The organism is Martinezella sp. CNPSo 3959 (assembly GCF_057784355.1).
Genome location: NZ_JBXSOV010000012.1, coordinates 1 through 13,286, shown reverse-complemented (window position 1 = coordinate 13,286; position 13,286 = coordinate 1). Strand labels below are relative to the sequence as shown.

The window sequence follows — 13,286 nt, the reverse complement described above, 5'->3', positions numbered from 1 at the left end:
GGCTGAATGACAGCCGATTCCTCAGGCAGTCGCCTGCAGACGGCGGTGGCCGGCATTCCTCATTGCAATCGGATGCTTGAGCGCCGGTGCCGGTCGGCCGATATGGTATCCCTGAACGGCGTCGATGCCAAAGGATTTGACGAGATTGAGCTGCTCTTCATCTTCCACGCCTTCGACCAGGATGCGGTGACCACGATTACGCACCAGGCCGATAATATCCTCAAGCAGAATCTTGGCGCCGTCGTTGTTTGCCGCATCATGCAGGAAGGATTTGTCGATCTTGACGGTTTCAAACTCCATCAGGCGAAGCCATGACAACCCGGCAAAGCCTGTGCCGAAATCATCCAGCCAGAATTTGATGCCGAGCTTCTTCAGATCCTGGATGCTGTCGAGCACATCCGGGCGTATCTCCATGTCGACGCCCTCGGTGATTTCGAACGCAACCCTATGACCCGATACACCCGTTTCCGCCAGAATGGCTGCGACCTGCGCGGCGAAGCCTGGGGCGCGCAGCTGGATCGGGGAAACATTGATGCTGACGGTGTCGACGATATCGCGGGCGAGCAAATCGCAGCATGCTCTTCTGATTGCCCAGTAACCGAGCTCGATAATGGCGCCCGTGCGCTCCGCGACAGGAATAAAGACAGCCGGCGAAGAATTCGACCCATCAAGCAGCTGCAGACGCATCAGAGCCTCATAAGCGCCGATCTCTCCGGTCCTGAGATATTGAATCGGTTGATAGACCAGCGAAACGAGATTTTGCTGAATGGCGATCTTCAGGATCGCCGCGATGTTTTCGCCTGCGTCACCGCCGGGCAGCTCGTTCGGATCGAAGATCCGCGCGCAATTGCGGCCGCTCGCCTTCGCGGAATAGAGCGCGCGGTCGGCCTCATTGATCACATTCTCCAGCTTTGCACCGGCGAGATCTCTGGTAATGGTCGCGCCGACACTAACAGTGACATGCCGGAAACCGTCCAGGCGCTGGGCGTGGACGATATCGAGAGCTTCGATCCCCTGGCAGATCGCCTCCGCCAGCGCCAGCGCATCCGAGCTGTTCTCCAGATCGAGAATGACGATGAATTCCTCACCGCCGTAACGCCCGACCGTCGCCCCCAGTGGCGCGACGATATTCGACAGCGCGTTGGCAACCGTGACGAGACAGTGATCGCCCTCCTGATGGCCATAATAGTCATTGTACTTCTTGAAGAAGTCGACATCGACCAGAAGAATGGCAAAAGGAGCGCGATCTTCGCGCCAACGATCCCAAAACTGCTTCAGCCTTATGTCAGCGGCTCTTCTATTTTCCATTCCAGTCAGGGAATCGGTAATGGAAAGCCGCAGAAGCGCCTCGCCACGCTCCGTCGCCTGCTGCTGCTGCAATTCGGCTTCCCGCGCATTGAGGAAGACGTTGAAACGTTCCTTGTTCAATTTCCAGTTCACATAGGAGGTGAACACGAAGCAGCAGAGATAGAAGGTCGTAAAGGCCAGGCAATAGGCGGCGCTGTAGTGAAATTCCATAAGCGACAGCAGGAAAAAGGCGAAGATCAGCCCCGACGAGGCAAGTGCAAGACCGAACTCGAGACTGAAGAACAGGTTAACGCCCATCATGAAGATGGCGCCGAACGCGGCGTAATAGGAGAATGCTTCCGCATTCGTCGTCTGCAATGCCGGCAACAGCCACACGACATATCCGAGGACGACAGCGGCCGCACAGGTCGCCTCCAGCTCGCCGGCACGACGCTGGCGGGAAAACTGGATTTCCAGCACCAGAAGCGAAAAACCGCCGATCAGAAACCGTGCGGGAATCGTCACATGCGAGACATCCGGAATGAAGACCAGATCCGTGATGAGGAATAGGACATAGACGGGCACGGCAAGCCACAGACCGCTGCGAGCCAGGGCGCGCCGCGCATCGTTGCTATAGGCTTTGTAGAGCACACGCAGCTCATCGGGATGATCCGTGCCCAGAGCAGCGCTCCGGCCAAGTTCGCTTCCTCCCGACAATTGACGCATGCTCATCATCACCCGAGTTAGCCGAGACTTCATGTCCACCGCGTTACCTTTGCGTCGCTCGAATGAACCAATCGCTCGCTTCACCACGGCGGCCAATTTGATCCGTTTGATAACGACAGCGTTGACGCAGCGACATTAACAAAACCATAGCGCTCAATTTTTATCTGAGATATGGTTTGCGGAGTGTTCACGGAATGATTTAAAATTGAAACAATTTCAAACCGCTCTCGATGGCTTCAGCCTCGTTACCTCCCAGTCCATCTCGGAACATACGAGATCGTCGGGTAACAACATTGCAACCGATCAAATAAAGGAGGGCGAGGCCGAACTCGCCCTCATTCTCTCCCTCACGCAACAGGCGTTCGAAGCAAACGCGCCCGTTCCAGGCACCATGCAAGCCTTGACGGAGCGTCTGCAGGCGCTGAAAAACAAGACGACACCCCTAACCTGGGCGCATCTGGCCTCGGTGGCGCAGGGACATCCCGTGTCGTCCTACCTGCTGCAGGACCCTCTGACGCGATGGTCTTTCGAAAAGCCGCGCGGCTACAGCGGGGACGCCTATCTGCTGGATTTCATCTATGAACATCCAGCCGTTGCCGCACAGGTGGCGGAAGCTTCGGCGCTGGGCGCAGAAGTTTACGATTTCACCCGGCGTGCAGCATCCGCCGTCGCCGTGCGCGAAAGGCGCGAGATCTTGGCAGCCCATGTCGATGCGGTGGCGGAGGCGACGGATGGCGCCGAAGTCCTGGCAATCGCGGCCGGCCATCTTCGCGAAGCCGAGCTCTCCCAAGCTCTGCAGAGCGGCAGGCTCAAGCGCTGGGTCGCACTTGATCAGGATCCGGTCAGCGTCGGGACGGTGGCCTCGGCCTTCCATGGCAGCTGCATCGAAGCGATCAACGGCTCCGTTCGCACCATTTTGGGACGCGCGCAGAAGCTCGGCACGTTCGACTTCATCTATGCAGCCGGCCTTTACGATTATCTGGCCGAAAGCGTAGCCGTGCGTCTGACGGAGCGCTGCCTGCAGATGCTGAAGCCCGGCGGCAAGTTCCTGCTTGCGAACTTCGCCAAGGATATCGGTGTCGAAGGTTACATGGAAACCTTCATGAACTGGCCGCTGATCTGGCGAACGGATGAGGATGTCCAGTCGATCATCGACAAGGTCAAGCACCCGATCGCCGATGTTTCTCTGACACGCGGCGAAAACGGCGGCGTCATATACGCCGTTCTGACCGTATAGCCGACCGCAAGCGTGATAGCCGGCTAAGCCTCACTGCGGCTTGGCCGGCTAAGTCGCAGCAGCGCAAGCACCAGAAGATTGACCAAGATGATTGCTGCGATAGCGGCAGGCGCTGCTGTATCTGGCGCCAATATCTGTTGACGCAACAAATAACCCGATACCAGAAACGGCGTATTCCAAATCAATGCGCCGCAGAATGTCGCGATGGCAAAGCCGGGCGCCGGCACGGCGAGCACGCCTGCCGGCAACGCCATATAGGCGCGAACGACAGGCACAAGCTGACCGAAGAACGTGGCCCGCACGGGATGACCATGATAATTGCGCTTCAGGCGCAGATACCACTCTTCTTTAATCTCCAGACGCCGGGTCATCCTGAGCACGAAGAGGTCGCCACGCTTAGGTCCCAGCCAACGGCCTATTCCATACCAGAACAGCGAACCTGCCATTGAACCGGCAGCGGTAACGGCGATCACTGCGGGCAGATCAACCGGGTGGGCGATGCCCAGCATGCCCAGCATCAAGAACAGGGCGATCGAAGGCAGGATGGGGATAAGCTTCTCGATCGCGGAACACAATGCAAGGCCGAACAGCCCCCATGCCGCCAGATCGGGCAGAGCATCCAACAGGTAGGAGGAGCCGCTCATGTGGCAGCAGCCGGAGAATTTATCGGCCTGCGGCGGACGATCTTATAGACTCTGGCAGGCGGAAAGTTGCGCAGCACCTGGCCCTGCAGCGTTGCCTTGAAACCAAACCGGTCAAGCAGGCGATGCGGTATCGGACAGCGCAGGCCATAGGTGAACTGATAGAGCGCCCCGCCCTCGCGCAGTCTCGCCGAGACCGCGGTCAAAATGGCAATGACCGTCTTCGGCGACATGTTGAGCAGCGGCAATCCGCTGATGGCACAGCCAAACTGCTCTCCTTCCGGCAAGCCGTAAGCATCAAGCCGTGCAGCATCGGCGCAGATGACACGGGCATCAGGAAACCGCTGGCGAAGCAGGCTGGCAAAACTATCAGCGGATTCAATCAGCGTAATATCGCTTTCGCATATGCCGCGTGCGAGAAGGGCTCGTGTGAACACTCCCGTGCCCGGACCAAGCTCCAGAACCGGTCCCGCCGAAGGACCGATTTCGCTTGTAATCAGATCGGCCAGCACCGGACCGGAGGGGGCGATCGCTCCCACCATGCGCGGATTGGTCAGCAGAGTTCGCAAGAATAGTGATGTGTTTGACATGTGTTCCCGCCTATAGGCCTCAGGAGATTCGCCTGCACGACAGGCTTTTCCTAGGAGGAGCCGATTGCGAGAACATTGCATCGGGAGCCGATAGGCTATTCGGCCATCGGAAAGCTTAGTCTGAAGGCCGCGCCACCCGTCGGTCCATCGAGGACACAAATCTTTCCGCCATGGAGCCTGGCAATTTCCTGAACGAGGTTCAGCCCGAGGCCGAATCCTTTAGTGCGTCCCTGGAGACGATGAAACGGCTCGAAGATGCGGTCGCGTTCCTCCTCCGGGATACCGCTTCCTTCGTCGCTTACGGTGATGCCGGTGGCGCGAGCGACATGGACGGTTATCCTCCCACGGCGGCCACCATGCTGGATCGCGTTCTGTACTAGGTTAGTAACGGCCCGCTCGATGGCCATGCGATCGCCAAGGACTTCCACGGCCTCCTCTTCCTTGATGAAGCAGGGTTCGTAATTAGCGGCGATCGCGAGCGGCGCCAGTTCTGAAACGACGTGCTCCGCGACCTCTACGAGATCGACTGAAGCCGGCTCGAAACGGTGATTGAGGCGCTGAAGATCGAGGAACTGCTCGGCAAGCGTCGCAAGGCGGACAGTATCTTCGAAGAGCCGCTCCTTCAAAGGACCTGCCGGCAGGCCATCGAGACGTGCCTGCAGGATCGCGACAGGGGTTCGCCATTCATGGGCAAGATGGGAGAAAAGACGCTTCTGCCGCTCATAGCCTTCGTCCAGCCGCCTCAGCGCATCATTGACGGCTTCGACAAGCGGCAGGATTTCGCGCGGGACATCGTCGACCGGCAGCCGGGTTCCCTGGCGATTGATATCGATCTGTCCGGCGCGGGCAACGGCGGAATCCAGCGAGGAAAATGCGCGGCGAACCACGAGCGGTGCTGCAATCATCGTTGCGATCGCCGTGACGATCAACAGTGGCAGAAGGGCGCTGATGAAGACGATGCCGACCGCACCAAGGATGCGGACCGTCGACACAGTACCGTCCACGCCCGTCAGGACCTGGATCTCGCCGGCCGGAGACGATACCCATTGCAGCCGAGCGGTGGGCACGGTGCTGCCGCCGAGATTGCTGCCGAAGCGGGCCTGTCCGATGCCGTCGAGCGCAGCGCCGAACGCTGCATAGGCCGGCGGCACGTTTCCGTCCTTGATTGTGGCGCCGCTGCGATCGCGCACGACGAACCAGAGACCTGGCAGGTTCTCGCGCCGCGCCAGAAGCGCCGATGTTTCCGTCAGTGCAAGGGCGCCATTCTGATCGCGGCCAATCGACTGGGAGATGGCATCGATGGTCTCGTCTTCCGGCTGAAGCGAGATAAAGCTGCCGGTCGCCCACAAGGCGGCGACGATCAGCACCGCAAGCAACGACAGGAAGATCGCCTGAAGGAATGACAGGCGCGATACGAGACGCCATCGCAGGGAAGGCTGGCTTACGCTCATGATTTCAGTCTCATCAAATAGCCGATGCCACGAACGGGATGAATCTCCAGGCCGGACTCCACGGAGGCAAGCTTGCGACGAAGACGGGAGATATGCGCATCCAGCGTATTCGATTGGATATCTTCGCTGAACCCGTAAACGGCCTCTTCCAGAGCATGACGCGGCACCGTGCGGCCAAGCCGGCGCGCAAGCGCCTCGAAGACCAGAACTTCCCGGCGCGGCAATTCGAGCCGCTCGCCTTCAATCAGGATATCGTGGCAGCCGAAGTCATAGGACAGCCTGCCGAAATTCACCACCTCGGTCCGCAACTCGCCGGGGCGTCTCAGAATGGCGCGCAATCGCGCCAGCAGTTCTTCAATGGCAAATGGTTTGACGATATAATCGTCGGCGCCGGTATCGAGACCACCGATGCGATCGCCGAGATCGCCGCGCGCGGTCAACACGATGATGGGCGTATCGATGCCGGCAGCCCTCAACTTTGGAATAATAGACAAGCCGTCGCCATCCGGAACCTGTCGGTCGAGGAGAATGGCATCGTAAGGGAGATTTATCGCAGCCTCTTCGGCATCGGCCAGCATCGATACGTGATCGACGATGGCATCGCGAGCCTGCAACGCAGCGCTCAGCGCCGCAGCCATTTCCGGCTCGTCCTCTAGCAACAAGATCCGCAATGAACCACCCCCCAAATGGAACGACTGCATTGCATAAGCGGATTGCGGGAAGATTGCGACTCTATCCGGGCTACACTCTATTATTCATTGGAATTCGGACCGATATGCTTGCCGGCATACGAAGATCTCGGCCAGTTCGGCTTTCGACGCCAGTTAGGTCGCAGGGGAAGGCATCGCCTCCCCCTGCGATATCCGCCGTGCGGCGGCCGATAGGTAAGCTACAGCGAACGGAGCGGTGAACACACCACACAAATGGTTTCCCGTCCGCCGCAATTTCGCAGCCCTCCCGCCATTCTCGAACCAACAGAGGTCAAGAAGGACGAGCAGTAAAGTGTCCATCTGCATCAAGCCCACCTCATTTAAGGCGGCTCACATGCAACGCCAGCAAGCTGCGATAATCCAGCCCTTCCTCACGTTCGGGAAGGCCGATATCGCGAAGCTGATAATTCGATAATCCGGATACATCCTCATAGATCTGCCGCCGTTTCCAGGCGACAAACAACAGGGCACGTACAGTCCTCCAGGCACCAAATTTCTGGTACAGTTCATCGACCGTTGCCATCAAACTCTCGGCAACTATAAATTGTGAATGAGTCATCGTTTTTCCTGGCGCAATCACGCGACCAGGTCCTCTTGAAGCTTGACCGGCTTCAGGAGCGGATGCGTCAACGACGCACCAAGTCATTCCCTGGGCAGATCATATAGGTTTAATGGGAAAACGCCTAAAAGGCGACAGATAAAGCTCTTTAAAGCTTTAATTATAGAGTCGTCGGGCAGTTGGCGCAGCACACACCAAGGCCATCGACTTCATTCCGCCGGAGACGTATGTAAACATATGTGGATTATGCATGTCACGCCTCCTTGTTCGATTTGCGGATGAGCGTAATAATACGCAAGATCCGGAAATCGGCAACCCCACAATTTCGAATTGCAAATATCTGACGCAATATGTTGCAGCGAAGCAACAGTGGCAACGATGTCAAAGCGGCTGCTGACGCACTGTCAGTAGGCTGCCTCAAGGCAGGCTGCCGATAACCAAACTTACTGAGTTCAAAACTCTTCGCTAGAACGAATTGACGATACCGCCGCCGGTGCGCATCTGCTGCACCATGATATGGGCGTGGTAATGCATGGCGCATTTGATCGCGTAGATTTGCAGGACGACGGGAGAGCGCCGATGCCGCAGGAGATTGAAAAGCCGCGCGCGGTAAGTGGCGCGCAAATCCGCCTCCTTCACCCGGCGCATCAACCGGAGGAAAATCCCGACCGCCTCGAATGCCCATGTCGCGTTGAGCGCCAGCAAACGCAGCGGGTGGCGGCGCAAGTGGCGTAAGCGGGTACTTTCCGGTTCGATACGCGCGTCGATGTAAAGCGCATCCAGCCGATCGAAATAGGCCGCCGGTTCATGCAGATCGCTCAAGACCGAAAGATATCCGTCCCGCAAGGTTTCCCGCGAGAGCTTGAGCGGGATGACATTGGTGCCGTAGGCGGGCGGATCGTCATGATCGAGACGGCCTTCTTTGGCGAGACGTGTGTAGAGCGGCGTCTTCGGGATCGCCGCCAGCATGCCGATCATGGCGTTGACGATGCGCGCATCCTTGATGAAGACCCGCTGCGCATCGAAAATGGTCGCATCGTCGCTGTCGAAGCCCAGGATCATGCCGCACCAGACTTCCATGCCGGTCTGCTGGATCGTGTGGATTTTCTCCAGCATCGTCCCGCCCTTGCGCAGGTTCTGCAGCTTCTTGGTTTCGCGCAGCGCCTCCTCGTTCGGCGTCTCGATGCCGATGAAGACGGTGCGGATATTGGCATCGACCATCAGCTGCATCAGTTCGGCATCGTCAGCAAGATCGATCGATGCCTCCGTCAGGAACGTCATCGGGTAATGATGGCGCTCCTGCCAGGCCACGACATCGCGCAGCACTTCCTTGATCGCCTTCTTGTTGCCGATGAGATTGTCGTCGACGATAAAAGCCGTATCCATTCCGGACGCGAGCAGGGCCTCCATCTCGGCAATGATCTGTGTGCTGGTCTTGATGCGCGGCTTGCGGCCGAACACCACAATGATATCGCAGAAATCGCAGGTAAACGGACAGCCGCGCGAGAACTGGATGCTGCCAACGGCATATTCGTCCATCTTCAGGAGATCGAAGCGCGGCACGGGCACCTTGCTCATATCCGTCTTGTCGGCCTGTTCATAGCGCCGCGTATGGTGCCCCTCCTGCCATTCAGCCAGGAATTTGGGCCAGGTCTCCTCCGCCTCGCCGATGAAGGAGACATCGACGAGGTTGCCGAAATAGTCCTCCTTGACCGTAACCCAAGGTCCGCCGACGACGGTGAAACAGTTGCGTCGTTTAAGCTCGGTCAGGATTTCCGTCATGCGAAAGCGCTGGACGATCATCCCCGTCAGCGCAACGATATCGGCCCGCTCGCACAGGCCGTAGTCTATCGGCTCGATATTCTCGTCCACCAGAGTGACGGTATGTTCGGCCGGCGTCAGCGCCGCCAGCAAAGGCAGGCAGGCCACCGGAAGGTTGGCCTTCACATCGAACAGCGGCAGAGCGTGCTCCATGCCCCAGTAGGAGGTTTCGAAACGCGGATTGATGATGACGATATGAGCCATTGAATGGTCCGCTCCATGATATGAAGATCTGGTACGGTATTGCTTTGAGCCTGTATGTCATTTGCAGCTGCATGCGCCGGCCTTACGGCTGCGAAGCAGGTCTTCCAGCATCAAGGCGGATGTCTTAGCAGCCCTATATGAGCTCAGGATTAAATTCGGGATGCTGACGACGCCATTGCCTCCTGGCGATCCCGTCGGCAGGTACTCATAAACATGGTTTGCAATGCCGATAAAAATTTTTACGGCGGCAATGTCGAAATCGTCCCGACGCAATCGTCTTTATTCCAGACAGCCGCGAAAGGAGATTATCCGATCTTTCGCGGCTTGAGCTGAACCGGATGAAGGGAGCTGCAAAAAATGAGTTCGTCCTATCGTTGGGTGATCGTTGGCGCCGGCGCGCTGATGACCTGTGTTGCGCTCGGCGCGATGTTTTCCCTGGCAATCTTCCAGGTGCCGATCGCCGCCGATACAGGCTGGTCGCATGCCGGCATCGCCGCCGCCATGACGCTGAATTTCTTGACCATGGGCCTCGGCGCCTTTGCCTGGGGAGCCGCAAGCGATCGCTTTGGCATCCGCATCGTAGTTGTGATAGGCGCGTTGCTGCTTGGGCTGGCGCTTGTCCTGGCAAGTCGGGCGGGCTCGCTTCTGCAATTCCAGCTGACCTACGGCATTCTCGTCGGCCTTGCCGCCAGTGCCTTCTTCGCACCGATGATCGCGGCGACGACCGCCTGGTTCGACGAGGGCAGAGGTCTTGCGGTGTCGCTGGTCTCGGCCGGCATGGGTGTCGCACCGATGACGGTGTCGCCTTTCGCCCGCTACCTGATTTCGGCCTACGATTGGCGTTTTGCCATGCTCCTCATCGGCATCATGGCGTGGGTTCTGCTGATACCGGCGGCGCTGCTGGTGCGGCGAGCACCGGTCTTAGCCGAGACGACCGGCGCGGATGGACAAAGGGAAGAGCGGAGCCTGCCGCTGGGGCGGATCTTCCGCTCGCCGCAGTTCCTCGTGCTCGGCGCGACCTTCTTTGCCTGCTGTGCAGCCCATTCCGGGCCGATCTTCCACATGGTCAGTTACGCCACCATCTGTGGTGTGGGGCCGATGGCGGCGGTCAGCATCTATAGTGTCGAGGGCCTTGCGGGTCTTGGCGGCCGTCTCCTTTACGGGACGCTGGCGGACAGGCTCGGTGTGAAACCGGTGCTGGTCGCCGGCCTCCTGGTGCAGGCGGCGGCACTCGCCACCTATCTGCTGGTCAGCGAACTCGGCGAGTTCTATGCGCTGGCGGTCGTCTTCGGCAGCGCCTATGGCGGCGTGATGCCGCTTTATGCCGTGCTGGCGCGCGAATATTTCGGGCCGCGCGTCATCGGCACTGTCTTTGGAGCGGCATCGATGCTCTCGAGCATCGGCATGGCAGCCGGACCTCTGATCGGCGGCTGGATCTTCGATACCTTCGCCAACTATTCCTGGCTCTTCATCGGCTCGTCGATGGTGGGGTTGGGGGCGGCCGCGATCGCGCTTGCCTTTCCGCCAATGCGGCGCCTGCAGCTGCAGCCGGCTTGAAACAAGCCGAAAACGGCCCGAATCCGCTTCTGTGAACCGTGCCGGGTGCATCATATTTCGCCGCGCCCGGCAGCGCTTTTCACGGCGACAAGCCCCTGCCGTTACGCTGGGCGATGACACATTCATATTTCTTGACACTTACACACAGATTTCCATAAGCAACAGCGGTTGTAGCCTTGCAATTTTCAATTTTTGGCCAACACTCACATATGCATCAGGTGCGTGATCTTCTGGGGGAGGAAATCAGGAGAGCACCCACTGGCGCGACTTTCCGCGCCCATCGGCAGGAAAGTCCTGCGTAATGTCATTATGGGGGACATGACACGGGTCTTTTGACCATGTCCCTGGTGCAATTGGGAGGATTGATTCATGGCATCCACGTCCGTGGCCGAGACGACGAGTCGAGGCATGACCAGGGAAGAGAAGAAGGTCATCTTCGCCTCTTCCCTCGGAACCGTGTTCGAATGGTACGATTTCTATCTTTATGGGGCGCTAGTTGCCTTCATCGGAACGGCCTTCTTCAGCGACTATCCGGAAGCAACCCGCAATATCTTCGCTCTGCTCGCCTTTGCCGCAGGCTTCCTTGTGCGGCCGTTCGGCGCGCTCGTCTTCGGGCGCATCGGCGATCTTGTCGGACGTAAATACACCTTCCTCGTCACGATCCTGATCATGGGCCTTTCGACCTTCCTGGTCGGCGTCCTTCCCGGCTCGGCGAGCTGGGGTATCATAGCACCGGTCGTCCTCATCATCCTTCGCCTGCTGCAAGGTCTGGCGCTTGGCGGCGAATATGGCGGTGCGGCCACCTACGTTGCCGAACATGCACCCGACAACAAACGCGGCTACTACACCTCCTGGATACAGACAACGGCGACACTCGGCCTGTTTCTGTCGCTGATCGTTGTCCTCGTCGTACAGAACGCCGTCGGCAAGGATGCCTTTGCCGCCTGGGGCTGGCGCATTCCCTTCCTTTTGTCTTGCGTTCTGCTTGCGATCTCCGTCTGGATCCGGCTGTCGCTCAGCGAATCGCCGGCATTCAAGAAGATGAAAGAAGAAGGCAAAGGCTCCAAGGCTCCGCTCTCCGAGGCCTTTGGTCAGTGGAAGAACGCAAAGATCGCCTTGATCGCGCTGCTCGGCCTTACCGCCGGTCAGGCAGTGGTCTGGTATGCCGGCCAATTCTATTCACTGTTCTTTCTGCAGAGCGTGCTGAAAGTTGACGGCCAGTCGGTCAACATCATGATCGCGATCGCGCTTCTGATCGGCAGTGGCTTCTTCGTGGTCTTCGGCTGGCTGTCCGACAAGATCGGCCGCAAGCCGATCATCATGGCGGGCCTTGCGCTGGCGATCCTCACCTATTTCCCTCTGTTCAAGGCATTGACCCACGCCGCCAACCCCGCCCTCGCCCAAGCGGAGCAAACCGTCCGCGCGACGGTGACGGCAGCTCCTGGCGATTGCACCTTCCAGTTCAATCCTGTGGGAACCGCCAAGTTCAATAGTTCGTGTGACATCGCCACCTCCTTCCTGGCGAAGTCTTCCGTGCCCTATACGATTGTCGACGGCCCGGCCGGGCAGCCGGCGACGGTCAAGGTTGGCGACACGACCATAACCTCTTACGATGCGACGGCGGCAGGGGCCGGGGCAGCGGCCAAGAGCGCGGCATTCACGCACGACATGAACCTCGTCTTGCAGAAGGCCGGCTTCCCGCTGGTGCGCGACCCTGCCAAGGTGCCGGATGCCAAGCTTGACGCCTTCATCGCCGCCAACCCCGAACTGGGGCTTGACGCGGCGACCGTGCGGGCGGGCGACAAGACAGTCACCCCGGTTGCGGATCTCGTCAAGGCGAAGCTTCTGACGGCGGATCAGGCCGGTGGCGCAACTGATATGCCGGTCTACACCATCCCCAAGGGTGGCGCCTTCAAAGTGGTTGCCGATCCCTCAGCCATCAATTGGCCGCTGACCATCCTCATCCTGACGATCCTCGTCATCTATGTGACGATGGTCTACGGCCCGATCGCCGCGATCCTGGTGGAGATGTTCCCGACCCGCATCCGCTATACGGGCATGTCGCTGCCCTATCATATCGGCAATGGCTGGTTCGGCGGCCTGCTGCCGGCAACGGTCTTCGCCATGAGCGCCGCCAAGGGCGATATCTATTATGGCCTCTGGTACCCGATCGCGATCGCTGCGATGACCCTTGTCATCGGCCTAATTTTCGTTCGCGAAACCAAGGGCGTCGATCTGAACAGCATCAAGTAACCGCATAAAAGCCCGGCGTTCACATACGGAACGCCGGGCTTTTTTCTTCGCCTCATCCATTTCTGATCGAAGCTCGAATCTCAGCTTCCGCAAAATGCGTGCAGCAGCACCAGAAGCGAAAAGAGGACCATCAGGCCCGCCAGAAAATGTTGCAGGATCGACCAGACGCGTTTGGTTGCGGCAAGGCTTGGCCGCGTTGCGAGAGAGGCGAGATAGAGCACTGTATCCATGAAAACCCCTGGCGAATGTT

Annotated in this window: 10 protein-coding genes; 3 read left to right on the top strand and 7 right to left on the bottom strand. The window is 58.8% G+C overall.

The window, feature by feature from the left end; genetic code table 11:
• Positions 1-21: 21 nt before the first annotated feature.
• Positions 22-2,022, bottom strand: coding sequence for a putative bifunctional diguanylate cyclase/phosphodiesterase (locus AC13RE_RS21770; protein ID WP_488564472.1), 2,001 nt, complete (start codon positions 2,020-2,022; stop codon positions 22-24).
• 196 nt (positions 2,023-2,218) lie between these two features.
• Here AC13RE_RS21770 and AC13RE_RS21765 point away from each other — a divergent pair, with 196 nt between their 5' ends.
• On the top strand, positions 2,219-3,250 hold the full coding sequence (locus AC13RE_RS21765) for a class I SAM-dependent methyltransferase (protein ID WP_132719218.1): 1,032 nt from the start codon (positions 2,219-2,221) through the stop codon (positions 3,248-3,250).
• 23 nt (positions 3,251-3,273) lie between these two features.
• On the opposite strand, the gene AC13RE_RS21760 is transcribed toward AC13RE_RS21765, so the two are convergent.
• The 6 genes from AC13RE_RS21760 to AC13RE_RS21735 form a co-directional block, all read right to left on the bottom strand.
• Positions 3,274-3,894, bottom strand: coding sequence for a DedA family protein (locus tag AC13RE_RS21760; protein ID WP_488564471.1), 621 nt, complete (start codon positions 3,892-3,894; stop codon positions 3,274-3,276).
• The gene (locus tag AC13RE_RS21755) at positions 3,891-4,481 is read right to left on the bottom strand and encodes a methyltransferase domain-containing protein (RefSeq protein WP_132719214.1); all 591 of its coding nucleotides are present in this window, start codon (positions 4,479-4,481) and stop codon (positions 3,891-3,893) included. Before AC13RE_RS21755 ends, AC13RE_RS21760 begins: the two co-directional genes overlap by 4 nt.
• A gap of 95 nt (positions 4,482-4,576) precedes the next feature.
• The gene (locus AC13RE_RS21750) at positions 4,577-5,932 is read right to left on the bottom strand and encodes a sensor histidine kinase (protein WP_488564470.1); all 1,356 of its coding nucleotides are present in this window, start codon (positions 5,930-5,932) and stop codon (positions 4,577-4,579) included.
• Positions 5,929-6,603, bottom strand: coding sequence for a response regulator transcription factor (locus AC13RE_RS21745; protein ID WP_488564469.1), 675 nt, complete (start codon positions 6,601-6,603; stop codon positions 5,929-5,931). Before AC13RE_RS21745 ends, AC13RE_RS21750 begins: the two co-directional genes overlap by 4 nt.
• Before the next feature lie 355 nt (positions 6,604-6,958).
• Positions 6,959-7,201: a DUF1127 domain-containing protein gene (locus AC13RE_RS21740; RefSeq protein ID WP_488483975.1), complete on the bottom strand. Its 243-nt coding sequence runs from the start codon at positions 7,199-7,201 to the stop codon at positions 6,959-6,961.
• A gap of 465 nt (positions 7,202-7,666) precedes the next feature.
• Positions 7,667-9,226 (bottom strand): B12-binding domain-containing radical SAM protein, encoded by a 1,560-nt coding sequence (locus tag AC13RE_RS21735; RefSeq protein WP_488564468.1) that lies wholly within the window; start codon positions 9,224-9,226, stop codon positions 7,667-7,669.
• A 357-nt stretch (positions 9,227-9,583) separates the two neighbouring features.
• Between AC13RE_RS21735 and AC13RE_RS21730 the strand changes: the two genes are divergently transcribed.
• Together AC13RE_RS21730 and AC13RE_RS21725 are read left to right on the top strand one after the other, a co-directional pair.
• Positions 9,584-10,783: an MFS transporter gene (locus AC13RE_RS21730; protein ID WP_132719204.1), complete on the top strand. Its 1,200-nt coding sequence runs from the start codon at positions 9,584-9,586 to the stop codon at positions 10,781-10,783.
• Positions 10,784-11,152: 369 nt separating this feature from the next.
• Complete coding sequence (locus tag AC13RE_RS21725) at positions 11,153-13,036, top strand: MFS transporter (protein WP_488564467.1); 1,884 nt, start codon at positions 11,153-11,155, stop codon at positions 13,034-13,036.
• Positions 13,037-13,286 lie beyond the last annotated feature (250 nt).